The sequence below is a fragment of the Flammeovirgaceae bacterium SG7u.111 genome (genome assembly GCA_034044135.1).
Lineage (GTDB): Bacteria > Bacteroidota > Bacteroidia > Cytophagales > Flammeovirgaceae.
This window is the reverse complement of sequence record CP139021.1, coordinates 774,118-798,928: the sequence shown is the minus strand read 5'-3', so window position 1 is coordinate 798,928 and position 24,811 is coordinate 774,118. Positions and strand designations below refer to the sequence as shown.

The window sequence follows — 24,811 nt, the reverse complement described above, 5'->3', positions numbered from 1 at the left end:
ACAGGTTATTTACCTCAACCGACTCAAATCCAATTAATTACCACAACAATTATCCAACTACCCTGACTAAATTCATTTTTTATCCCGAGCTTATCGGGAGCATAGCTACATAACCCTATACAAAATTTCAATGGCACAACTTTACACCTTCATTCCCCGACCTATCGCCCAACTTTTGGGTATTTTCACCCTTTTATTGCTGTTGCAAAGTTGCACTACTGAAAAAAAGGAAGCTCCCCCCAGCGGACCAACACTTTTTGAGCTTCTTCCCCAATCCAAAACCAACATCACCTTTGCCAACCAACTGAAAGAAGGGCTCAACACCAACGTGGTGATGTACGAATATTTCTACAATGGAGCGGGGGTTGCAGCAGGAGACCTGAACAACGATGGGCTCGATGACCTGATGTTTTCAGGAAATATGGTAGACAATGCCCTCTACCTCAACCTAGGTGGGCTTAGTTTCAAAGACATTTCAGCTACTGCTGGAATTAAAGGTCGAAAAGGAGGGTGGAAAACAGGGGTAACTATGGCCGATGTAAACGGAGATGGCCTGTTGGATATTTATATCTGCTATTCGGGAAATGTGCAACCTAAGAGCAGAACCAACGAGCTATATATCAACCAAGGACCAGACGCAGAAGGAATACCTCATTTTGAAGAAAAAGCGAGAGAATATGGACTAAACAGCCCTGCTACAAGTACGCAAGCAGCATTTTTCGACTTTGACAAAGACGGCGACCTCGATTTATTCTTGCTTAACCATAGCCCATTTCCCCTACCCGTACTCGATGAAGTCACCACTGCGGAGCACCTCAAAAAAGATGACCCTATCTACGGTTCAAGGCTCTTCGAAAACACCGCTGCCCAAGGCGCTCAACCAACATTTGAAGATATCACGCAAAAAGCGGGAATCGTGAGTGCCTCCCTTTCCTACGGGCTGGGCATTGGCATAGCCGATTTCAACAACGATGGCTGGCAAGATATTTACGTGGGCAATGATTATTCTATTCCGGACTATCTGTACCTCAACAATCACGACGGCACATTTACCAACCAACTTAGCAGCTCTTTCGAGCATACTTCCCACTTTTCTATGGGCAACGATATTGCCGATGTGAACAATGATGGACTAATCGACCTCCTCACCCTCGATATGTTGCCCGAAAGCAACCGCAGACAAAAGCTGCTCTTTGCACCCGACAATTACGAACTTTTCAACCTGAACCTGAAAGTCGGTTTTCACTACCAGTACATGAGAAATATGCTCCAAATAAATAATGGAAACCTTACGGGAGAACAACCGAAATTCAGTGAAATAGGTCAGTTTGCAGGAATATCAAACACCGATTGGAGCTGGTCTGCCCTCTTTGCCGACTATGACAACGACGGCTGGAAAGACCTCTTCATCACCAACGGATACGTCCGCGACTATACCAACATGGACTTCCTAAAATACATGGGAAATTTCACCCATTCAAAACAAGGAAAACTCAAAAGGGAAGATGTGTTGGAATTGGTTCAAAAAATTCCTGCCTCTAATGTTTCCAACTATATCTACCAAAATAACAACGAACTAAAGTTCCAAAACAAACAAAGAGAGTGGGGCTTGGGCGAGGTTGCAAACAGCACGGGTGCAGTGTATTCGGACTTGGACAACGATGGCGACCTCGACTTGGTGATCAGCAATATCAACAAGGCGGCTTTTGTGTACCAAAACCACAGCAACGAAGCTAAAAACAACCATTTTCTACAACTAAAACTTGAGGGAGAAGGGCAAAACACCTTTGGGCTTGGGGCAAAAGTGACGGTGTACAGCAATGGGAAAAAGCAGTTTCTTGAGCAAATGCCAACCAGAGGTTTCCAGTCAAGCGTATCGCCCGTGCTGCACTTTGGCTTGGGAAAAACAGCTAAAATCGACTCAGTCAGAATAGATTGGCCAAGTGAAAAATCGCAGACGTTGACCAACCTCCAGCCCGACCAAACCATTGCGCTGAAGGAAACCGAAGCCCAACCTAAAGCAAGTCGAATGACGGTGGAAAAATCTATGTTCCAGAAAGAAGCTTCCCCTATTTCTTTCCAACATAAAAAAAATGCGGTCAACGATTTTAAAAGACAACCGCTTATAGTGAACCCACAATCGTTCGACGGGCCGTGTTTGGTGAAAGGAGATGTGAATAACGATGGGCTGGCAGATGTGTTTGTTGGAGGAAGCGAAGGGCAGGCAAGCCAATTGTTTGTCCAGCTTAGCAATGGGAAATTCCAAGCAAGCAGCGTAGGTGTTTTTGAAGAAAACAGCAAAAGCGAAGATATAAATGCCCTTTTCTTCGATGCCAATAACGATGGTTTTCAAGACTTGTACGTTTGCAGCGGAGGATACAACAATTTCTACCCAACAGACGAAGCGTTGCAAGATCGGTTTTACCTCAACAAAGGCAACGGCTCTTTTGAAATAGCTGCTGCTTTGCCCCAAATGCTTACCAGTTCCAGCTGCGTTGCCGCTTCCGATATCAACAAAGATGGTTTCCAAGACCTTTTTGTAGGAAGCAAAGTAATCCCCGGTGAGTATCCTGAGACTCCCGCTTCCTATATTTTGATGAACACTGGCAAAGGAACTTTTGAAATAAAAACCGACGAAGTAGCCCCTGCCCTAGCGCAAGCTGGCATGGTAACAGATGCTACTTGGGCAGATTTGAATGCTGATGGCAAGGAAGAGTTGATACTAGCAGGAAACTGGATGCCGATTCAGGTATTTGCCAATTCCGATGGTAAATTGGAGGAAAAAACAAGCGACTTTTTCAATAAAAACTACAGCGGTTGGTGGAATAAACTTTTGGTTGAAGACCTCAACAACGATGGCATTCTCGACATAGTAGCTGGAAACTTTGGGCTAAACTCACAATGTCAAGTGAGCGACGAACAACCCGGAGAATTGTATTACAAGGATTTTGATAACAACGGGGCTATCGACCCTATTTTCTGCTTCTACATCCAGGGAAAAAGCTACCCTTCTGTTACCCGCGACGAGCTTTTAGAGCAAATCACCAAGCTTAGAAGCCGCTTCCAAAACTACGATAGCTACGCCGATGCCCAAATAGGTGACATCTTTTCTGAAGAGGAACTAAAGGGAGCAAAACACCTCGAAATAAATGAGCTGAACACGGTCTATTTCCAAGGAAAAAAAGGCGGGAAATTTGAGCAAAAAACCTTGCCCAGCCAAGTGCAATATTCCCCTATTCATTCCATCACCGTGCTGGACTACGATGCAGATGGAATACAAGACCTCTTGCTCTGCGGAAATACTAACCAAGCTCGCCTACGGTTTGGCAAAACCGATGCAAACTTCGGTACGCTGCTAAAAGGCGATGCTAATGGAAACTTCTCTTACGTTCCCCAACATCGATCTGGTTTCCGTCTTTCAGGTGATGTCAGAAGTGTGATCAAACTAAACGAAATACTACTTTTCGGCATCAACCAATCTGAAATAAAAGCTTATTCGAAAACAGGAACTAATAACCCAACAAGCGTTGCCAGTAACTAAACGGACTTGTTTTTTCAATTCACCATCTCTTATACTATGAAGAAATTTCTAACTTATATTCTTTTCACCTCTTGCCTATTTTCACTCTTTGGCTGCCAAAAAGTGCAGGAAAGTGACTTATCGCTGAGCAATGAGGACATTAGCAGGACTATTACCAAGGTAACGGAAATCATGGTTCATGATGTGACCAATCCGCCACTTGCGGCACGTTTCTTTGCCTACACCTGTATTTCTGGCTACGAGGTAATTGCCCAAAACGATAGCAAATACGCTAGTTTTGAGGCACATTTGAACGGTTTTCCCAACATAAAAAAAACAGAAGTAGGCGGCTATTCTTCCTCGCTCAGTGCCGTTTTGGCCATGGTAGAAACTGCCATGAAGTTGCAGCCTTCGGGGGTGATGCTAGAAGAATACAAAAAAGCATTTTTAGATTCTTGCTTGCAGGCAGGCTATTCGCAAAGCGTGGTGGAAAATTCTGAAAAGTATGCCAAAGCCATTAGCCAACAAGTGTTGAGCTATGCCGCAACCGACAGGTACAACAAAACCACCAGCCTACCCAAATACACGCCCAAGGAGGGAAAAGGCTACTGGTACCCAACCCCTCCAGCTTACTTTGGGGCAGTAGAACCGCACTTCAATACACTTAGACCTTTGACCCTTGACTCTGTTCCCCAGTTCAAACCTGAGCCCCCTGCCCCATTCAGCGAAGACCCCGATTCACCTTTTTTTAAAATGCTAGAGGAGGTGTACAAAGAAGGAAGGGGAAGAACAGAAGAAACCCGCACCATCGCCTCTTTTTGGGATTGCAACCCTTTTGCCATGCAAACCACAGGTCACCTCATGGTTGCCCTCAAAAAAATATCTCCGGGCGCGCACTGGATGGGCATTACAGGAATAGCTTGTGAAACAGCCAACAAAGATTTCCACGAAACAATGAAAATCCATGCGGTCTTGTCCATCGGGCTAATGGATGCTTTTCTTTCCTGCTGGGATGAAAAATACCGCAGCAACCGAATTCGTCCCGAAACAGCCATTCGGAAGTACATCGACCCTACTTGGGAGCCATTGTTGCAAACCCCGCCCTTCCCCGAATATACCAGTGGGCATTCGACCGTTTCGGGCTCGGCGGGGCAAATCCTCACCTTTTACTTTGGTGATAATTTCAAATTCATAGATACAACTGAAAGGGCATATGGATTGGCTGACAGAACATTTCCTTCGTTTATGGACGCAGCCCAAGAAGCTGCTGTTTCTCGCCTTTACGGGGGTATCCACTACCGAGACGCCAATGAAAACGGGATAAAACAGGGAATAAATGTTGGCAGGTGGGTAATCAAAAGCATCGAAGGAAAAGAAGTCATGTAAATACTTGTTTCACAAATACCAACTTCATCAAAAGCGCAGACATTTTCTGTGCTTTTTTTATTTTCACGTTTTTGTAGAGAAGCCTATCTTATTGTGCGCTACTCCCATTCTTCTTTTGCCTACATAAGCCGCCCCGTTCATCCAACTCTTTTACAGCTCATATAAATTAGGTAGTTTGTTTCTTCCAAACTTTTTAAGTTGAATGGTATTCATTCTAGTGTCATTCAACTTACCAAGAAAATGTTCAAAAACTACCTACTGATCGCTTACCGCAACCTTTTCCGCAACAAGGTTTTTACCTTGATCAATGTGGTGGGGCTTGGAGTAGGGCTAGCCTGCTGCCTGCTCATTTTCCTTTTTGTGAAACACGAACTGAGCTTCGACAAGCACCAGAGCAAGTTTGATAGAATGTATCGCATTATCTACCATGCGACAAATGGTGCAGATTTCGCCCAGCTGCCCATCACGCTTGCCCCACTCATGGAAGAAACTCTTCCACAAATAGAGGCTACTTCTAGAGTTTTTCGCAGAAACGTGAGCGTAAAAGTCCCTTCTAAAGTAGCAGGGCAAGACGATCAGGAGTTTGAGGAAGAAAGGGTCTTTTTTGCCGATGAGAAGTTTGGTAAAATATTCGACTTGGAGGTGATTTCGGGTAGCTTAGATAATATGCTAAAAACGCCATTTACCTTGATGATAAACGAGGAAATAGCACAAAAATACTTCAGCGATGCCGACCCTGTAGGGCAAACACTTTACCTCCGAGGAGACTTTTCTTTTAAAATAGCTGGAGTGTTCAAAGACTTTCCTACCAATAGCCATTTCCACATGAACCTCTTGCTTCCCTACGAAAACATGTTCCACCTAGAAGGGGAAGAAGGGGCGGCTCGGATGAAGCAAAACCTTTCACAAAACTGGGTGATTTCCCACTCGCACGCTTACGTGCTGCTCAAGGAAAATGCCGATACCACGGGGCTTTATGCTGGCATGAACGATTTGGTTGACAAACATGCCCCCGAGCAACTCAGACTGGGGCAAAAATTCTCGCTAGAGCACCTCGGAAAAGTTCACCTGCACTCAGAGGCGTACTTACAGCCCGAGCCGCAGGGCGACATCCAATATGTGTATATTTTTGCCGCTATCGCCATCGTAACGCTCATAATCGCTATCATCAACTTTGTGAATATTTCAACGGCACAGTCGGTAAAAAGGGCGAAGGAAGTTGGGATGAGAAAAGTGCTTGGCGCAAGAAAAAAACAGCTTTTCTTGCAGTTTTTGGGAGAGTCGCTGTTGGTCTGCCTCGTCGCTTTTGTACTTGCTTTAGTGCTAGTTTCTTTTGGGCTTCCCGAACTAAATTTGCTCACCGATAGGCAACTGAACATGGGCATGATCCTCGAATGGGACACCTTACTTACCTTTGGAATGCTATTGATTACAGCCGCTTTTTTAGGCGGAAGCTACCCTGCTTTTTACATTACCCAAATCAAGGTTTTGACCACGCTCAAGGGCAAGGTTTCGGCAAAGGTGAACAGGCGATTTGGCTTTAGGCAAGTACTGGTTACGCTTCAATTTGCAACTTCCATTGCCCTTATTTCTGGATCAATCATCATTTTCCAACAGCTCAATTTTATGATGGACAGACCTATGGGCTTTCAACAAGAACTGATGGTAAATGTGCCGCTTTTCAGCCAAAACATGAACAATGTGTTTGGTGGGGTAAACGGGCAACTTCGTTCGCGTGCCAATGCTTTTGAAGAAGAACTTTTGCAAAATCCGCAGCTCGAAGCGGTTACTCTTTCTAACAATACTCCTGGCTTTGGCAGTGTTTCCCGCATGACCAAGCCTGAGGGAAAACTAGAAGATGAAATTACCTTTGTAGCCTCTTACTCGGTAGATTATGATTTCCTCAGCACCTTCGATATTGAACTAGCCGCAGGAAGGGATTTTGATAAAAATGCAGGTACCGACCATCAAAATGCATTCATAATTAATCAAACAGCTATAAATGTGTTTGACTGGGGCTCGGAAGAAGAGGCCTTGGGCAAAAAGGTAACCTTAGAAGGAAAAGAAGGAACAGTGATAGGCGTGGTAAAAGATTTCCACTACCTCCCGCTCCAAATGGCAATAGATGCGCTACTGATAGATGTAAACCCTCGCTTTTTCACTGCTTTTACCGTAAAAATAGCCGCAGGTGCTTCAGTCCCCGAAGCCTTGGCTTATTTGGAAAAAACATGGAGAAAACACTTCCCCGAAAAGGCATATGAATACAGCTTTTTGGACGAAAACTTGGTAGAAAGCTACCAATCGGAACAGCGCTTAGGAAAGATCATCAGCATTTTTGCCGCCATGGCGATTTTGGTGTCTTGCCTTGGCTCTTATGGGCTTATGCTCTTTACCGCCCGCCAACGAGAAAAGGAAATTGGGGTAAGGAAAGTATTGGGCGCATCTGTCACCAAAATAATTTTGATGATGGTGAAAGAGTTTACTTGGCTCTACCTTATCGCTTTTGTACTAGCCGTTCCTTTTGCTTTCTACATGATGGACAGTTGGCTAGAAGATTTCATTTACCGAATTGACATTGGAGCAGGAGTTTTCCTTATTTCAGGTTCAGTGGCTCTACTTATTATATGGTTCACCATTAGCTATCAATCCATCCGATCGGCACTCATCAACCCTATAGATTGCCTGAGGGATGAGTAAAAAACAACAGAGGCAAGCCCCAGTTTTCTGCTGGGCTTGCCTCTGAAATCATAATCCTTAAGTTAGTATCAAAACCCTAAATGGTTTACTCAAGCTTTAAGTATTGCATCGCTTTTTCCATAGGAATACAAAAAGAGATACCTTCAACACCAAACCCTGACAGCTTTGAGGTAACTATCCCGATGATCTCCCCTTCTTTGTTCACCAAAGGACCACCGCTATTCCCTGCGTTTACGCTTACATCAGTTTGGATCAACGAAGCACCTTCCTTTTCTCTAAGCCCTGAAATAATCCCCTTCGATAGGGTCTGCCCTAGCTCTATGGTTTGAGGAGTACCTATGGCAAAAATATCTTGCCCAACAGTGTACTTCGCGAAAGTTGTGATATCAAAACTATGACGCAATTCACTTGATACTTTCAATAATGCAACATCATGATCTTCACTCACTCTTAATATTTCCGCTTTATAAGAACTGTCATTTACAAGAACCGTAATTTCTGACTCGTCCTGCCCAGCAAATACGTGGTAATTAGTGATTATATGTCCATTGTTACTGATAACGCAACCGCTACCATGTCCTTCTTCCGTCTGGATAATTACAGTTGCTTTTTGGGCTTCTCCAAGGTTGTTTGCGTGCCTTTTGGACAAAGAAGATACGTTAAGAGCATTAAGCTCAACCGAGTTTTTCATCTTTTCAACCTTCATCAATTCCTTCACGTCACCGTGGTTCATAAAGTTGATAAATGCGCTCACGATGGCATCCTCGAGCGACTTTATTAGTAATTTTTTATAACGGCTTTCTGCAACTTCACCAAACCCCATTATATCTGCAGAAAACCTTCCTGATGAGGCAGTGATTCTTTTTGAATTTTTCACCACACCATAAACATCAGCCAATTCGACTTGAATGCTGACCTCGGTAACTAAAAAAGTAGGATCCATCGCTCCGTAATTGGCTACATCATGAAGCTTAAAATCCACTTGATCGACCTTACCGCTCAAGTACATAGTATTTGTCTTGCTTTTTAAGATTGACTTATCCTCGTTAGAAAAACCTTGATCTTCCAGAACCTTGTTAAAAGTTTCGGTAAAAATAGTATTGTCTATTTTTAGGTCTTCAACATTGGAAATTTCTTCTTTGAATTTTGATGTCCCGTTTCGTTTAAGATGCCTGTAACTAGATATTTTTATGTTTTTTTCCTGGATATCGAAAGAGGTTTTAGATAAAAACAAGTACTTATCGTCTTCCATTTTTACTGGAAGTTTTTGTTTGCAATTAAAAGCCACTTCTTTATCGTAGTTCCTAGACTTGGGACCATGGTCTAGCAATGGAGGGATCAAGTAAACCACCCCAAATGGTATCCATGAAATTCCATATAGAAATGACTTCCTTTTTTGGAACATTACATCATATTCAGGCTTGTACCCTTCTCGTTCAACCTTGATTTGCCTAGCATTCGCATCTCTTGCTAGTTTTACTTTTTGTGACTTAAGCTGGGGTAGCTTTCCATTATCTACATACAATGTGCTTTCAGAAGATGTATAAATTGTAACATTCTGATTTTTAGGATTTAATATTGATGCACATGAAGACGCAAATAATAGCACCCCGATGTACATCACGTTCAATAATCTGTTTTTCATAGCTGAAGGAAGTTTATTTATTAATGTTTGATAAAAAATCGTAATTAGGAATGGGCAAAAGCCCACCTTTTATAAATTAGGTTCGTAGGTAGTGGTAATAAACGACGTAATCTAAAAACAACTCACACAAATGTATTTATCAAAATACAAACCCCTAAATCATACTTGAAAAATTTAAATATGTTAAGATATAATTGTTTTTTTATGGAGAAACATAGGGTTTCTATTTGATAGTAATAAAAATAAAAGCCAAACCCACATGAACTAACCTTTGCTCATGTGGGCTTGGCTTTACAATGTTAAAATGGGCGGAAGCCTACCTTCCGCTAGGCTTGCCTCCATTATCTTCTTCATTTACTGGCATGCTCTGTCCACTTCTACCTAAACTGTACCTAAAGTCCTCCACCTGAAGTTTTACGTTTACATTTGTACCCAAAAAAATACCAGCTTTCGAACCCTTATACCTTATATTTTTGCTACCTACTTCTGTTCCATTTACATAAAAGCGCGTAACACTCCCAGTCTTTTTTACTTTAATAGTATTGGTTTTAAAGCCCTTGTTGATACTTGTATTCGTTGACCATGGAATAAGCGCCGTACTTTTTCCATTTACCACTTCCCACACGCTATATCCTTGGTCTCGGTCGGTAATCAAAAATTTCATATAATTCTGGTTGTCGCTGTAGTTCCAGATAATGCCATTGCCAACTGACCCCGAATGTAGCCTTTGAGTACTTTCAAATGTGAAATCGCTGTATTGGTCGAAACTTCTACCGCAAAGCATACCATTATAATTCTTGTCAGAGTCCACACCAATATTAATCCACATGGAGCTTGAGGAAAAATGTGTTTTGTTCAGATCTGTGGTGCTGTACCAGCCATGAGAATTGCCATCCATGTCATCGTAAAATGACCCTTGGGCAAAAACTGACAAGGTCAAAAGTGTGAATAAAATGGAAAATATTGCTATCTTTTTCATTTCTGTATACATTTAAATTGGTGACTTCATAACGTAGCTCTCCAACTTTTTGTCAATTTTATTGCAATTCTTCACGCCTAAACGGACGGTAAAATTTGTATTTGGCAAGAGCAAGCATCTCTTTATCCCCGCTGCTATCGCCATAGGCGTAGACCGTTTTGTATTCTGAAATTTTTATCTTTTGTCTAATTCTAGCCACTTTTTCGGGTCCATAGCAATTTTTGCCTACTAGCTTTCCGGTAATTTTCCCATTTGCTACTTCCAACCTAGAGGCAAAGCATTCTATTTTTTGCTGTTTGCACCAGAAGCTCAGCCAATTTTCGGCAGAAGCGGAAACCAACACTACCCGGGTCTCATCCTGTTGATGTTGTTTTATTTTTTCCAAAGCCCTTGAGCGAACAAGCTGCGGGATTATTTTCTCGCCAAATTCATCGCAAGCTTGTTGGAAATCGGTCTCATCACTTCCGCCAAAAAAGTACCTCATGACCATTTCCTTGGCTTTCCAATTGGCAATAAGCTTCAGTTTGAAGAGAACTAAAACTGGTGAGAGGAGCAGAAAACCCAGATAAAACCGCGGTTTTCCTCTGTAGTATTTGATAAATTCGATAAAGGAATCTTTAGTGGTGATAGTACCATCAAAGTCGAAAAATGCAATAGCAGGTTTCACAATTAAGGTAAAGAGTTAGTTGGTCAATGTTTTTTGGAGAGCAATAGCCACGTAAAAAACTAGGCTACTTGTAAATGTAAAAAAATAAAGCGTCTTACACAGCTCTGCTACTTTTAAGTACGATGTTTTTCTTTATAGAAAATAAAAAAATAGGCATTTTTTTTAGCCCGTAAATAGTTTACGGCCTCAGAAGCCATCTTTACAGCATCATCAATTAAAAAAAGCACTAACCAACTGACTTCTCAGCGTAATTTATGTTAATCTAAAATTTTAAACCCATGAAAGCTTTAAAAATCATTTTCGGAATTGTAGCTGCCCTTGCCATAGCCATATTGGTAATAGCTGCTGTTTTGCCCTCAGAATACCACGTAGAGAGAAGTATCGAGATCAACAAGCCTGCTTCCGAGATTTTCCCACATGTGGTCGACTTGCACAACTGGGACGCTTGGAGCCCGTACAGAGCCGCCGATCTGGAGGCAAAATATGAGTACAGCGGTAACGGAGTAGGCTCAAAAATGTCGTGGGAAGGTGAAGTTGTGGGTGTGGGAAGTCTCACTATAAAAGAAATTACACCACACAAAGAAATGAAAACGCATTTGAAGTTTGTGGATCCTCAAATGACTGAATCGGACGGGACATGGACTTTTGAAGAAAGTGCTAATGGGACAAGGGTTACTTGGGCAAATGATGGAAAACTCGGTTACCCAATGGGAAGGGTTTTCGGTCTTTTTTTAGACGGAATGATAGGTACGGAATTCCAAAAAGGGTTGAATAATTTGAAAAAAACAGTGGAATAAGCACCAAAAAAGATATACGACTTAGGCTCAGTTCAGCCTAAAGTTGAAAAAGGTTTCTTTCATACTTTAATAAACTAAACTTCATGAGTTGATGCTTATTCTTCTAATTATTTGGTTTAATTGTTGCCAAAATCCTCTAGAATTTTTCTAGAGGATTTTTTATAAGCCACTGGTTCCCAAGTCTTATTCCAACACTATTTTAGCTGTGCCTACCTTATCTTTACTTTCCAACTTCAGTAAATATATTCCCGCAGAAAGATCGGGAAGCGAAACAGGAACTTCACCACCTGCAAAAGCAGTTTCGGAATATGAATAAACCACCTTTCCAGAGATATTAAACAGTTGAACTTGTAAAGCCCCTATCTGATCCGTTTCTATCTTAAAATTACCACTACTTGCAGGGTTGGGATACACTTTAAGTTTCACTACAGGCTTTTCATCCGTCAAATCTGTAACTATTTTTCCTTCGTAATTAATAGCCCTCAGTTTTTCTACCCCCGTGTTGGTAGGGTCAAGCCAGTTGCCTAGGGAACGATTTGAGGCAGTTCCATTTTGGTCCCAGTGGTAAGAAAATTTCCCATAAATGTCGGCTCTATCTAAGTCGGAGCAGGATGAGTTTCCTCCCGAAAGCGTTCCTATCACCATCACATCTTCGTTGAACAAAGGCGCACCCGAAGAACCGCCCTCGGTGATTCCATGTCCGTTGGCTGTTTCAGTCCAAATTACTCTCCAATGGGTGTCTAGTACATCATTGGTAAATTGGCTAGAGGTCAGCGTAGTTTTAAATGTAGAGATTTTCTTCACATCTCCATCGGGGTGATGGATACTTGCACCACTACTCGCCACTCTTTCTGTTCGGTCCCAACCGGCAAATACAGGCTTATAGTCTTGCGGAATACTCTCGTTCAACTGCAAAAGCAAAAAGTCAGAGCCAGAATCCCCACCTTCATCGTCACTTTCCGAAACGGGAGTTGCCCCCACCATCGTTTTTATTTCGATATCGTTAGGAGAAAAAACACCCGTGCAAATAGGAGATTCGTAGTTGAAATAAAATATCCATTGGGCAAAATCTGAGCTTTCGGTAAGAAAACCTGAAAAGCTATTGAGCCCACAATGCTGAGCCGTGAGGACATAAGGAGTGAGATCATTGTTCGTATTATTTACAATCACCCCGGAGCACCAACCAATCTGGTTTCCCAACCGCACCAAAATCCTCACAACAGAAGATTTTACTTGACTATAAAATTCGCCTTCCTCGCACTCCACGTTTACATTGCAAGAACCTGCCGCAGTTACCTGCTCTCCTGCCGATTCTGGCTGTACAATCCCATTTCCTTTCCGCACATAGCCCGCTTCCGCTATTTCAAAATGACCTTCACCAGAAACAGCTGCTGGTTCGTAATATTCTATTATGGCAGCTTCGCCTACCAAAAGTCGGGTGGAAAACAACCCTGTTGGCTGGTTATTGGCAGAGGTAAATGCTCCCAACACCATTGTTTTTTCCTTATTATAAATAAAAAGCTTTGCTCCCTCTGGAAGGTAAAAATCCCTGAAATACAAACCTAATGCTTCTGCGCCAGGAAGCTCCAACTGGAATTGCCAAAGTCGATTGCCATTGGGCAAGTCAGTCCATTTCCCATCTTTTTCAGGCCTCGCCCCTACTTCATACACCTCGCCAATGGAAGCTAGCTGCTGCTCTTCGACAGAAACCCGCTGGGCTGAAAAAATACTAACAAGAGGAACCTCAAACACTTCAACTTCTTCTAAAGGCAAATTAAATCCCAAGGGAATTCCTCCTTCTTCTATCTGACCAAATACCGCTGAGACCATTGAAACTGTCAAAAGAACAAGGAGACATATTTTTTTCAAATCCATTGTGCTGTTTAGTTTTTAAAGACTCTCTCTAAGTAAAGAAGAGGAGAGTTTTGCTTAAAAAGACGATACAAAGGAAAAATGAGCTTTTGCCCGTTTTCTAAAAGAATGACACTCCAAAATAGTAAAAAGTATGCAACTGCTCCAGGTTAATGACCTATCGTACAAAAAGACGAGGCTTGCTACCACCTCGCAAGACCATGTACCAGTTTTAATCTTAACAGAGACAAACAAGTAGGCAGGCAAAAACCAACACATCAATGCTTTCACGCTAAAGCTTTGGTTTCCAATAGCGGATTTGGCTACTGCTTACAATTATTTTGGTTTAACTTTGCAAACATAAATAGACAACAAATATATGAGACCCTATAAAAACCAAGGCTTTTCCAGACGCCCATCTACTCCTTCCAATGATAACTTCTGTTTTGGGCTTAGACCTGTGCAAGAAGCACTAGATGCAGGCAAAGAAATAGATAAGCTCTTGGTACAAACTGGATTAAAGAGTGAGGGAATACAAGAAGTATTGGAAAAAGCAGCAGCGGCTAATGTCCCTATTTCCAAAGTCCCCGTTGAAAAGCTCAACAACGTTACCCGCAAGCTCCACCAAGGAGTAATAGCATATCTTTCTGCTATTGAATATGCTTCGCTCGACAATGTAATTTCTGAGTGCTACCAAAAAGGGGAAATGCCCTTGATTTTATTGCTCGATAGGGTGACTGATGTGCGTAACTTCGGTGCTATTTCCCGTACAGCAGAATGCTTGGGCGTACATGCAATTGTCACTCCTGCCAAAGGTGGAGCCATGATCGGCCCTGATGCCCTCAAAACTTCTGCTGGTGCGCTAAACTACATCCCCGTTTGCCGAGTGCCCAACCTCAAGAAGACGGTGGAATTTTTACAAGATAGTGGCTTAAGGGCTGTAGCTTGTACCGAAAAAGCATCAAATACGCTTTTTGAAGTGGAGATGAAAGGACCACTCGCCATCATTATGGGCTCGGAAGAAGACGGTATTTCTGATGACCTTATCCGCATTACCGATGAAATGGTGAAAATCCCGATGGTGGGAAAAGTATCCTCTCTCAACGTGTCTGTGGCTACAGGGATGATACTTTCGGAAAGCATCCGCCAAAGGGTTTTGGAACAGTAGTTTAGGTAAAAATTAAACTCATAAAAAAAATGCACCCCAAATTTATCAGGATGCATTTTTTGGTTGTTTTTAGGGTATTTGTGCGGTCAGTTAAGAGCTTTCAAAACTGCCGGGTACGACAGTAGCAGGCGGAAAATCCACCTGCTACTTGCTTGTTAAGTTTAGCTAGCAATATGCTATATAGGGTATTTGTGAAAATGAAAGATAAACTAAAGTCTTGTGTTAACGGTGTTGTTAAACATTGCACCGAAATTGTACGCTAATCCTGCCGAAACTCCCATTTCATAGTCAGTTGCTACTTGAGTTTGAGACAGTAGCAAATCTTCTGTTGAAATTTCGCCTTGCGGCAGGTAAAGTTGGTCTCTAATTAAGTTATAATAACCGCTCATTCTAACCGAAAGTCCTTTTACGACCCTCACATTCATGTTGTAGTTAAAACTGAAACGGTTTTTTGTGAAGTCATGAAAATAATTTGAGGCTGTTACCCCCCCATTTACAGAGCCCCATGGCTGGCGATACCTTACTGACAGCACCAATGCCTGTCCCATCAAGTCCTCCGCCATTTTCTCATAAATAGTCGACTCTATGTATTGTTGCCTTGTTAGACCCACTTGGTATCTTACGGTAATTTCTCTTTTCATTACTTCTGTATAAGGAAAAAGACTGTATTCGAGAGCTGGGGTAAAGCTCGAACTCATATCAATATTTCGGTAAGAGTCCATATAAATATTGCTGTACATACCAGCTGACCAGTGGTCGGTCACACTTCTTGCTATTCTGCCAAAAAAACTATTTCTCTTTCTGAGCGTTGTGATTACCTCATCTTCGCCCTGAATCACTTGCTCACGGTAACTAAAATGCAAATCTGCAGTAACCCTCCAATCTTCTGTTATCCTATCTGCACCTGTACCATAATCAAGATTAACCTTCTTTCTTGACGATTCTTGGTTCAAACTCCCACTGCCGTACACCTCAAATATCCAATTGTTCCAATTCCATCCACTTGGCACGCTACTCTTTCCCTTCTTCTTTTTCTCTACATCCTTCACCTTTACTACCAAGTTATCAACCAAGTCTGTTTGAGAAATGTAGGGCACCATTCCTACGGCAATCATCTTTGTCAACCCACTTCTTACTTCGTCATAAGTATTATTAGCAGTGGTATTATATGATAGTATTTGTGAAGTTCCTTCAAATTCTTTTAAGCCAATAAAATTCAATTCATATGAATTTCCACCACTTCCGTTTGGCTGATTATTAACTAATACATGAACATCTGCCAACTCTCTATCTCTTACATAATTCAAATAATCTACCTCTTGCCTCAAAAAGTTGATATCACAGTGATTGCAATCAACAAAAACATTCAAAAAATCACTTTTAGATTCTTGATCTTGCGCTGAAATAGCACCTGCAACTAAAAGTAATAATGTAATTGTTAGTAATTTTATCAACCTAAAAGGTAGAGTAGAATTCTTTGACATAGCAGACATTTACTTATTTGTTAATCAGTGTTCGTTGATACAATTATGAGGTTTAAACCTTAAGATTGGAACCTGTTTCTGACCGAACGGGATATTGACTGCCCGAATCGGGATATTCGCCTACTGAGTTGGAGCATTAGCTTACCGAAACGGACAGCCTTTTCCCCATCATTATCTCATAAAAAACCTGCTTTATAGGTAATATACCTATATTTGCGCCTTTGGAAACTTTCGCTTTAGCTAAGTAGAGAAAGTATTTTTTCACATTTAGACCTGTTTCTCACATGGGTATTTAACCTGAGAAAAAGGTGGAATTTTAGAAGACAAGACAAATGAACAAATACAGATCAGTGATGTTTGTGGGCACGGGCTCCGATGTAGGGAAAAGTATTATCAATGCAGGCTTTTGCCGAATATTTAAGCAAGATGGCATGAACCCAGCTCCTTACAAAGCCCAAAATATGTCCCTCAACAGCTATGCAACTCCTGACGGGCTGGAAATAGGCAGGGCGCAGGCGGTACAAGCCGAGGCAGCTGGTGTTCCTTGTGCCACGGAAATGAACCCTGTGCTCCTCAAACCCACCAGCGACAAATCTTCGCAAGTAGTACTACATGGCAAGCCCTTTGGGAATCAGTCTGCATGGGATTATTTCATGGACAACAACAAGCAAAACCTATTTGAAGAAGTAAAAGGCGCTTACGATAAGCTAGCTCAAAAGTACAGCCCAATAGTGATGGAAGGAGCCGGGAGTATTTCTGAGCTGAACCTCAAAAAGCGGGACATCACCAATATGCGCATAGCCCAGCACGCCAATGCAGCTACTTTTCTGATTGCCGATATTGACAAAGGCGGCGTGTTTGGGAGCGTGTATGGCACCATCAAACTACTGGAAGAAGACGAACAGCGACTTATAAAAGGTATTATCATCAATAAATTCAGGGGAGACATCAAGCTTTTTGAAGATGGGAGGAAAATAATGGAAGAGATTACGGGAGTGCCCGTGGTGGGAGTTGTGCCCTATTTCCGAGATATACAGATAGAGGAAGAAGATTCGGTGGTGGTAGATAGAAAAATAAGGGAAGCTGTAAGTGGAAAAGTGAATGTGGCGGTGGTGCTCCTCCGAAGGATGTCAAACTTCACCGATTTCAATGCTTTGGAAAAAGACGACCGTGTAAACCTTTTTTATACCAACAACCCTAGCGAAATAGAAAAAGCTGATATCGTAATTATCCCCGGAAGCAAAAACACCATTGAAGACCTAATCGACCTTAAAAACAACGGGGCTGGAAAAGCGATTTACGATGCCCGAAAAAACGGGAAGACTGTGATTGGGATTTGCGGTGGCTACCAAATGCTGGGAATTTCCATAGAAGACCCGCTCCACACCGAAAGCAATTATTCTTTTATGACAGGGCTAGGTTTGCTCCCCGTGAAAACGACGCTGGAAGAGGAAAAAGTGACCGAACAGCAGACCTTCCAGTTCAAAGGAATTTCGGAAAAATGTTCGGGCTACGAAATCCATATGGGCACGAGTGAGTTGGAAAATAGCGCAGAACCACTGGCCACCCTCGCCGATGGCAGAAAAGACGGCTGCTGGGTAGATGAAAAATGCTGGGGAACCTACCTCCACGGCGTGCTGGACAACGATGAAATCATCAACCAACTAATAGCTCCTTATGTAAAAGGAGAGCTGAAAGCCCGCAAAGTCGATTACCAAACCTTCAAAGAAGAACAGTACGACAAACTCGCCGACATGCTCCGTGGCTGCATGGATATGGACTATATATATAAGGTGTTGCGAAACGAGGCGTGAGTTGATTATACAATTGTTTGATGATTAGATGATGTTCGCATACGTCGTGGTCGTTTTGACCGCCCACGACGTTTTGGGACTCTCCTTATCCACAGAGTTTCGCAAATTGGTAGATTTTCCCAATGCAAAATTCTTTGAGAGGATACTGCGCCAACTCTCAGAACAGCAGGCTATAGCTCTTGCAGTATTCTTTTTTTTATTATTTCTACGAGTTTTCTTATCTCTTGTTGATCACCGTATTCACAGCCTGCACAAGTCTGTGCGTACCCTTCTTTTCTGGAGACTTCTTTAATGATGCTGTGGGTCGCACTATCAAATGAATGTCCTTCATTCCCAAGTCTCAGAATCCCTTCTATTGCGTAAAGTTGTTTCTCGGCAACAGGTGAAAACAACCACTTATTGATGGTAGCCGTATCTTTTTCAACTATAGCTTTTTCTAAATAGTACCTATATTCAGGTGGGTTCCCATCCTGCCCGCAGGATTCACCAAAATAAATTTCGTACTGGAAAAGGTAATTATAATCAAAGTTTACCCCATAAAGTCTATTGAAGTCCTCCTGCATCTCTTTTGGATATAGCTGATCACTCTTTGAAAGTATATCCTCGAACTTTTCCCAATTTCCATCCACACCTTTTTCTAATCTTGGTTCTACTAAACGGTAAGCCTGTATCTTATCTGTTGAGTCAGTAATAAGGTATAGCTTATATTCATCGAGGGAGTACATTGATTTATTTTCCTTACTCTGGATATGCTCCTCCACTGTGATAACCTTTTCAGTGTAACCTGCAATAACTTCCCTGTCTAAGAAAACTCTAAATTCATAGTATTTAGCCTTTGTTGATGATTCTTTCAGTGAGGCCATTTTTTCGTACAAATCATTATATCTTCCAGCTTTACATAGGTCGATTAATTCTTCATCAAGGTTTTGGGTGCTGTTACAGCTAAAAATTATAACAAAAACTGATAAGTATATCCTTTTCATGGTTTAATTAACACAACATTCGTATATCACCACAGCACCTAATACTCGCCATATTTGGATGGGTATCAACTGCGATGGCACTGTTATTTTTCTTATAGGTTAAGTTCTTCTTTTTTGTTGTGAGAATAAAAAACACACCATAAATGTATAAAAACCTTTATTTGGAGGGATGAAGGCAGCCTTTTTTCTTCTTATCACCCCTTCTTTTCCCAGCCTTTTTTAAGCAAAAAACCTGTTTAGGGAAAAATGTACATCAAGTGGGGGAATCCGTCCATTTCTTCGCCTACCAAAACCCTGCACATTTGTATTGTCGATTGCAACGAACGGATAAGGCAAGCGGCAAAAAAACAAATGTTCAACATAAATCATAAAAAAGAAATGGCAAATTTTAATGTTCCAACCAGAGATGAAGTAAGTGCTGACAATAAAGCAATCTTCGACAATTTGAAAAGTGCAGTAGGTTTTGTTCCTAACCTTTACGCCACCTTGGCTCATTCGGAAACGGCTCTTGGAAACTATCTCCAATTCCAAAATGGAAAAACATCTTTCTCCAAAAAAGAAAAAGAAGTGATAAACCTAGTGGTGAGCCAAGAAAATGATTGCAGCTATTGCCAAAGTGCACACACGGCTATCGGGAAAATGAACGGGTTCACCGACGAGCAAATATTAGAGATCAGAAAAGGGAAAGTTTCATTCGATGCGAAGCTTGATGCGCTTGCGAAACTTACACTAGCCATCACCGCAAATAGAGGAAATGTAGACCAAAATGTGCTCGATGTATTTTATGCAGCAGGGTATACCAAAGGAAGCTTGATCGATTTGGTAGTAGCCATAGCCGACAAAGTGGTGATGAACTATGTACATAACCTTACCCAAATTCCAATAGACTTCCCAGTAGCTCCAGAGCTTGAAGCTGCGAACGTGTAGCTAAACAACCAAGTCAGCAACAAAGAAAAATTTCACATTATTGACTGACTAACATGAAAACCAAAGTCATCATCCACTTACTATACATCCTTTTGTACTTGGCGGTAACAGTGATATCCATCGCCTGAGCAGAAGGCACAAAAAAGCATTCTCATCTTAACCAAGATAAGAATGGTTACAATACAGAGAAGCCGCAACCCCTCACAACTCTTGGGATTATGACCTGTGCTGCTTCATGTGTTCAGAGGCTTCATTGCGAACTTGAAGAGCTTTCAGGAACCATTATTCCTAGTGAAACGAGCTGATGTAATGCAGCTCGAGGGGGCTTCTCTGTATTATTTCTTCCAATAGAAATAGTAATCGATAAAACCAATAATCATGGAAAAAAAATATCCCTTGCCGCCTTTCACATTGGAAACCGCCAAAGAAAAAATCCAACTGGCAGAAGATGCTTGGAACAGCCAAAATCCTGAAAAAGTATCACTAGCCTACACGCCCAACAGTGAATGGCGCAACCGCTCCACTTTTATAAATGGTAGAGAAGAAATTGTGAAATTCCTTAGCGGAAAATGGAAAAAAGAGCTGAACTACAAGCTCAAAAAAGAATACTGGGCGCATACCGAAAACCGAATTGCCGTAAGGTTTGAATACGAATACAGAAACAAAGAAGGACAATGGTTTAGGGCGTATGGAAACGAAAACTGGGAATTTGACGAAAACGGATTGATGGAGAAAAGATTCGCAAGCATAAACGATTTACCAATTACTGAACAAGAAAGACACTTATAAAAAAAATGAAACGAATAGCGATAAATGGAATGGGGCGCATAGGCCGTACTTCCTTGAAAATTATTTTAGATACTCCTGGGCTTGAGCTGGTCGCCGTAAATGACATTGCACCCATTGAAAATATAGCCTATCTTCTCAAATACGACAGCGTTCATGGTACTTTGGAAAAAGATATTGAAGCAAAAGAAGGCGAACTTTTCATTGATGGAAAACCGCTCTTGTTTTTGAATGAAAAAGATCCTGAAAAACTGCCTTGGAAAGAACTTGGCGTAGATGTGGTTATTGAAAGCACAGGTATTTTCACCAACGAAGACGATGCTGCAAAGCATGTAAAAGCTGGAGCGAAAACGGTAGTCCTTTCTGGCCCGACCAAGAGCCCGAACATACCCACTGTTGTCCATGGAGTAAACACTGAAGATGGAAAGGCAAGCATATTTTCTTGTGCCAGCTGTACCACCAACAACATCAGTCCCGTAATGGAGATTTTAGGTCGAAGGATTGGTATCAAGAAAGCCATCATGACAACAATTCACGCCGATACGGCCTCCAACAAAACCGTTGATTCCCCCGCCAAAGATTTCCGAATGGGAAGGTCGGGACTGAACAATTTGATCCCAACAACTACCGGTGCTGCAATAGCTACAGGAAAAGCATTGCCCCAATTTGTTGGCAAGTTCGATGGATTGTCTGTTCGCGTCCCAGTAGCCGTAGGTTCTATTTCCGATATCACTATCGTAACAGAAAGACCTACTTCTGCCGAGGAAGTAAATGAAATATTGGCCCAAGAAGCCGCCACGGAGAGGTACAAAAAGGTATTTGCCGTAAGCAAAGATCCTTTGGTTTCTTCCGATATCATCAAAAGTCCGTACGCTTCTATTGCCGACTTGCCCATGACCAAAGTGGTAGATGGCGACTTGCTAAAAGTATTGACCTGGTACGATAACGAATGGGGCTTCACCAACCAAATGATCCGCCAGATTTTGGGTCTGTAAGTAAGATTTACACACCTAGTTATTATGGTACACGGATCATTATCATTTTATATAAAGCTTTTAGAAGCAATGAATTATGCAAACCTAGCTTTCACTGAAAGTATTAAAAAGCTGCAAAGCCAATACGGAAGTAGGGAGAGTTACAAAAAGATGGAGCGGTTCACTTCCACCGAAGCATTGAGCCAGCGAGAAATACAATTTATAGAGGCAAGGGATAGCTTTTACATGGCATCTTATGGGGAGAACGAGTTCCCCTATGTGCAACATCGGGGCGGACCAAACGGGTTTTTGAAAGTATTGGATGGTAAAACCCTTGCCTTTTTGGACTTTACCGGAAACAAGCAATATATCTCCGTGGGAAATCTGAACCAAAACAATAAAGCTTCGCTGATTTTGGTCGATTACCCAAACCAAGCAAGGCTAAAAGTATACGCAGAGGTAGAAATCAAGGCTTTAGATGAAGCTCCTGAACTAGAAAAAGACGTCAGGCATCGGAACTATGCTTTTAAAGCAGAACGAATTATTTTGTTTCATATCAAAGCTTATGACTGGAACTGCTCGCAACACATCAAACAACGGTTCTCTTTAGATGAACTCGGAGACATCTTAACTTCCAAGGAAGAATATATAAAAACCTTAGAAGCAGAAGTGAAAAGATTGAGGGACGAACTGAACGATTAAGCCAATTTAGGGTTTTATTAATCGTACTATTTTCTCTATTAATTCCTTTCGATAATCTATGAATAACGAAACACTTGCCTCTGAACAGTTTCAACTCATCAACACCGATACCAACTTACTTGCCTTTAAAGTAGGGCAGTTTTCTTGCGACACATTTTCCGATCTACAGCGACTTCCCTATTATACGATTTTGTGGGTAAAAGAAGGTAAAGGAGTACTTAAAACTGAGTTTTCAGAAAAGGAAATAAAAAAGGGGCAAGCCTTGTTTTTCACCCCTTACCAGCCTTTCCAGCTCATTGAAGAGGAAAGCTTGAAAGGGGAATACTTCAATTTCCATTCAGACTTTTATTGTATTTACCAATACGACAAAGAGATAGGCTGCAATGGAGTTTTGTTCAATACCATTTACGGTCAAAACCTGATTCAGCTGAACGAACAATCTCAGCAAACTTTCGAAAATATATTCTCTTTGGTAAAGGACGAAATGCAGCATAGTAACATCTCCCAACATCATATGCTCACTACACAGCTCAAAATGTTGCTGATCTATGCCGTGAGGATAAAAGCTGAGCAAAATGACATAGATGTAAAGGGGGTAAAAGAGCAAAAAGAGCCTGCGGTGTTGCAAAAATTGAAAGATTTGATTGAGGAACATTACAAGGACAAGCACGCCCCAACCGAATATGCCGAATTGCTTCACATCACTCCAAAAAACTTGGGGAAACTCACCAAAAGTTATTTTGACAAAACCCCAACAGAACTCATTTCGGAGCGGATAGTAGTGGAAGCCAAGCGAGATTTGTACCTCACCGACAATCCTATCAAAGTAATTGCCTACGAGCTAGGCTTCAACGACGAGTATCACTTCAGCAAGTACTTCAAGAAACATACAGGAGTTAGCCCCCAAGGCTTTCGCGATAATGTAGGATTTAACGCTTTGGCAAGGGTGTAAGATTGCTTTTTCATAGTCGCTGCGATCGCCTACGATGTTCAAGTTTTGAGAAGTAACTTTTGAAATGGGGTTTGTGTAGTGTTTAACGGTAAATTGTATGGTGCTGTAGCGGATTACGTGAGATTTTCTTTCAAATAATCACTAATGCTCGGGCAAGTGATGATGCTCAAAATCAGCATCAAACCTGCTATTGTACTATACAAAGTGTTAACGGTTTGTTGTTTCTACTCCATTTCTCATTATTCTATTTTTATTTCTAAAAATTTGGCAAACCTGTAAGTTTCTCGCCTGTTGCAAGATAATGATTCATTGCTTTTTCCCAAGAATCCATCATGATATCATATTCAGATTTTGTAAACTCTTTCAGCACCTTGTCTCCAATATCACTTAAAGATGTTTTTGTATATGTAAGAACTGCCTTTGTGGTAGTTTCAGTTATTGGACTTATTTTAATGTTTAGTTTAGTAATCTGAATATTTGGAACGTGGTAATACATTTCTACAATACCTTTTTCAGTATCATATTCTGTTACAATCCAAACAACATCGTCCTCTCCGTGCGAAGTAATGAAGATACAATCTTTTTCAACTACTCCTGAATTTGAAACAACTGCCTTAGGATTCCAATTTTCACACCAGTCCAATTCCCTTACTGGGCAATACAGAGGCATTATCTCTTTCTTTGTCCCGTTTATTGTTTGTTCGTAAGTGTGTGATACTCTATTGGGCGTTGTAATTTTCATAGTACTTTCTCCTTTTAAAGGATGATTTGCTTTACTGTGTGAATGACCGTGTTTTTTCTCTCCGTGACTAAAATGACAAGAACAAAATGTCAAAGTCACCATTGTAATTGCTAATAAATTTAATTTAAATCTCATTTTTTACTTTTTATTGTTATCACAGCAAAAATAACTAGGCACTAAAAACATTTCATTTACATTTGTTGAGAAAACTGTTTGCGAGTTCTACTAAGTTGAGTTGGAGTCATTCCTAAGAAGTTTGCTATATAGTAATGAGGAATCCTGTTCAATAAATTTGGATATTCTTTTAAAAACCACTTGTATTTGGTCAATGAATCTCCTGTAATTAATGCTTCGATTCTTGAATTGTTCTGCTTATTCAATTTTTGAAAATTCGATAAAATTACATTAGTTAAGTAATTGTCTGAGTTCATATGAGAAAACACCTCTGTATAATTAGCAACACTTAACGCACAGTTTTCTAAAGCCTGAATTGTCATTGTTGCAGGAATATTCGGAACATAATTTCCAGAAACTAAATCATTTTCAACAAAAAAATGAGTTGTAATTTCCTCGCCTTCATTATTCAAAGTAAAACCTCTTAGTACTCCCTTCAACAATTGACCAATTCTAAAATTCTGCTGACCATTCTGTATGAAAAAATCGCCTTTCTTTAATATTAAACCTGAATGTATGGAATCATTTATCATAGTTTATTTTTCTGTTGTCGTCTCCTTTAA

The 24,811-nt window shown here is 41.3% G+C and carries 19 protein-coding genes; 11 read left to right on the top strand and 8 right to left on the bottom strand.

Going from position 1 to position 24,811, the window contains the following annotated elements:
- Positions 1–130: 130 nt before the first annotated feature.
- The 3 genes from R9C00_03230 (at position 131) to R9C00_03220 (ending at position 7,603) form a co-directional block, all read left to right on the top strand.
- On the top strand, positions 131–3,541 hold the full coding sequence (locus R9C00_03230) for a VCBS repeat-containing protein (GenBank protein WPO36455.1): 3,411 nt from the start codon (positions 131–133) through the stop codon (positions 3,539–3,541).
- Between the two features lie 36 nt (positions 3,542–3,577).
- The gene (locus R9C00_03225) at positions 3,578–4,906 is read left to right on the top strand and encodes a vanadium-dependent haloperoxidase (GenBank protein WPO36454.1); all 1,329 of its coding nucleotides are present in this window, start codon (positions 3,578–3,580) and stop codon (positions 4,904–4,906) included.
- Positions 4,907–5,146: 240 nt separating this feature from the next.
- Positions 5,147–7,603: an ABC transporter permease gene (locus tag R9C00_03220; GenBank protein ID WPO36453.1), complete on the top strand. Its 2,457-nt coding sequence runs from the start codon at positions 5,147–5,149 to the stop codon at positions 7,601–7,603.
- A gap of 85 nt (positions 7,604–7,688) precedes the next feature.
- Here R9C00_03220 and R9C00_03215 read toward each other — a convergent pair whose 3' ends face one another.
- The 3 genes from R9C00_03215 to R9C00_03205 form a co-directional block, all read right to left on the bottom strand.
- Positions 7,689–9,248 carry a trypsin-like peptidase domain-containing protein gene (locus R9C00_03215; protein ID WPO36452.1) on the bottom strand — a complete coding sequence of 520 codons (1,560 nt, stop codon included), beginning with the start codon at positions 9,246–9,248 and terminating at the stop codon, positions 7,689–7,691.
- A 316-nt stretch (positions 9,249–9,564) separates the two neighbouring features.
- On the bottom strand, positions 9,565–10,227 hold the full coding sequence (locus R9C00_03210; protein WPO36451.1) for a hypothetical protein: 663 nt from the start codon (positions 10,225–10,227) through the stop codon (positions 9,565–9,567).
- A 58-nt stretch (positions 10,228–10,285) separates the two neighbouring features.
- Complete coding sequence (locus tag R9C00_03205; GenBank protein WPO36450.1) at positions 10,286–10,894, bottom strand: HAD-IB family hydrolase; 609 nt, start codon at positions 10,892–10,894, stop codon at positions 10,286–10,288.
- 278 nt (positions 10,895–11,172) lie between these two features.
- On the opposite strand from R9C00_03205, the gene R9C00_03200 reads away from it, so the two are divergent.
- Positions 11,173–11,691 carry an SRPBCC family protein gene (locus tag R9C00_03200; protein WPO36449.1) on the top strand — a complete coding sequence of 173 codons (519 nt, stop codon included), beginning with the start codon at positions 11,173–11,175 and terminating at the stop codon, positions 11,689–11,691.
- A gap of 183 nt (positions 11,692–11,874) precedes the next feature.
- Here the strand turns inward: R9C00_03200 and R9C00_03195 are convergent, their stop codons facing one another.
- Entirely contained in the window at positions 11,875–13,566 is a 1,692-nt protein-coding gene (locus R9C00_03195) for a T9SS type A sorting domain-containing protein (GenBank protein WPO36448.1), read from the bottom strand.
- A 355-nt stretch (positions 13,567–13,921) separates the two neighbouring features.
- On the opposite strand from R9C00_03195, the gene rlmB reads away from it, so the two are divergent.
- Positions 13,922–14,710 (top strand): 23S rRNA (guanosine(2251)-2'-O)-methyltransferase RlmB, encoded by a 789-nt coding sequence (rlmB, locus tag R9C00_03190; protein ID WPO36447.1) that lies wholly within the window; start codon positions 13,922–13,924, stop codon positions 14,708–14,710.
- 209 nt (positions 14,711–14,919) lie between these two features.
- Here rlmB and R9C00_03185 read toward each other — a convergent pair whose 3' ends face one another.
- On the bottom strand, positions 14,920–16,194 hold the full coding sequence (locus tag R9C00_03185) for a hypothetical protein (GenBank protein WPO36446.1): 1,275 nt from the start codon (positions 16,192–16,194) through the stop codon (positions 14,920–14,922).
- A gap of 332 nt (positions 16,195–16,526) precedes the next feature.
- On the opposite strand from R9C00_03185, the gene R9C00_03180 reads away from it, so the two are divergent.
- Positions 16,527–18,008 carry a cobyric acid synthase gene (locus R9C00_03180; GenBank protein WPO36445.1) on the top strand — a complete coding sequence of 494 codons (1,482 nt, stop codon included), beginning with the start codon at positions 16,527–16,529 and terminating at the stop codon, positions 18,006–18,008.
- A gap of 170 nt (positions 18,009–18,178) precedes the next feature.
- Here the strand turns inward: R9C00_03180 and R9C00_03175 are convergent, their stop codons facing one another.
- On the bottom strand, positions 18,179–18,991 hold the full coding sequence (locus R9C00_03175; protein WPO36444.1) for a hypothetical protein: 813 nt from the start codon (positions 18,989–18,991) through the stop codon (positions 18,179–18,181).
- Between the two features lie 246 nt (positions 18,992–19,237).
- Here R9C00_03175 and R9C00_03170 point away from each other — a divergent pair, with 246 nt between their 5' ends.
- The 5 genes from R9C00_03170 (at position 19,238) to R9C00_03150 (ending at position 23,332) form a co-directional block, all read left to right on the top strand.
- Positions 19,238–19,918 carry a carboxymuconolactone decarboxylase family protein gene (locus R9C00_03170; protein WPO36443.1) on the top strand — a complete coding sequence of 227 codons (681 nt, stop codon included), beginning with the start codon at positions 19,238–19,240 and terminating at the stop codon, positions 19,916–19,918.
- Positions 19,919–20,296: 378 nt separating this feature from the next.
- Entirely contained in the window at positions 20,297–20,707 is a 411-nt protein-coding gene (locus R9C00_03165) for a nuclear transport factor 2 family protein (GenBank protein ID WPO36442.1), read from the top strand.
- Positions 20,708–20,712: 5 nt separating this feature from the next.
- A complete protein-coding gene (locus R9C00_03160; GenBank protein WPO36441.1) occupies positions 20,713–21,699 on the top strand; it encodes a glyceraldehyde 3-phosphate dehydrogenase NAD-binding domain-containing protein in 987 nt (328 codons plus the stop codon).
- 69 nt (positions 21,700–21,768) lie between these two features.
- The gene (locus R9C00_03155) at positions 21,769–22,380 is read left to right on the top strand and encodes a pyridoxamine 5'-phosphate oxidase family protein (protein WPO36440.1); all 612 of its coding nucleotides are present in this window, start codon (positions 21,769–21,771) and stop codon (positions 22,378–22,380) included.
- A 58-nt stretch (positions 22,381–22,438) separates the two neighbouring features.
- Positions 22,439–23,332 (top strand): AraC family transcriptional regulator, encoded by an 894-nt coding sequence (locus tag R9C00_03150; protein ID WPO36439.1) that lies wholly within the window; start codon positions 22,439–22,441, stop codon positions 23,330–23,332.
- Between the two features lie 256 nt (positions 23,333–23,588).
- On the opposite strand, the gene R9C00_03145 is transcribed toward R9C00_03150, so the two are convergent.
- Both R9C00_03145 and R9C00_03140 read right to left on the bottom strand, forming a co-directional pair.
- A complete protein-coding gene (locus R9C00_03145; GenBank protein ID WPO36438.1) occupies positions 23,589–24,074 on the bottom strand; it encodes a hypothetical protein in 486 nt (161 codons plus the stop codon).
- A gap of 191 nt (positions 24,075–24,265) precedes the next feature.
- Complete coding sequence (locus R9C00_03140; protein WPO36437.1) at positions 24,266–24,781, bottom strand: Crp/Fnr family transcriptional regulator; 516 nt, start codon at positions 24,779–24,781, stop codon at positions 24,266–24,268.
- Positions 24,782–24,811 lie beyond the last annotated feature (30 nt).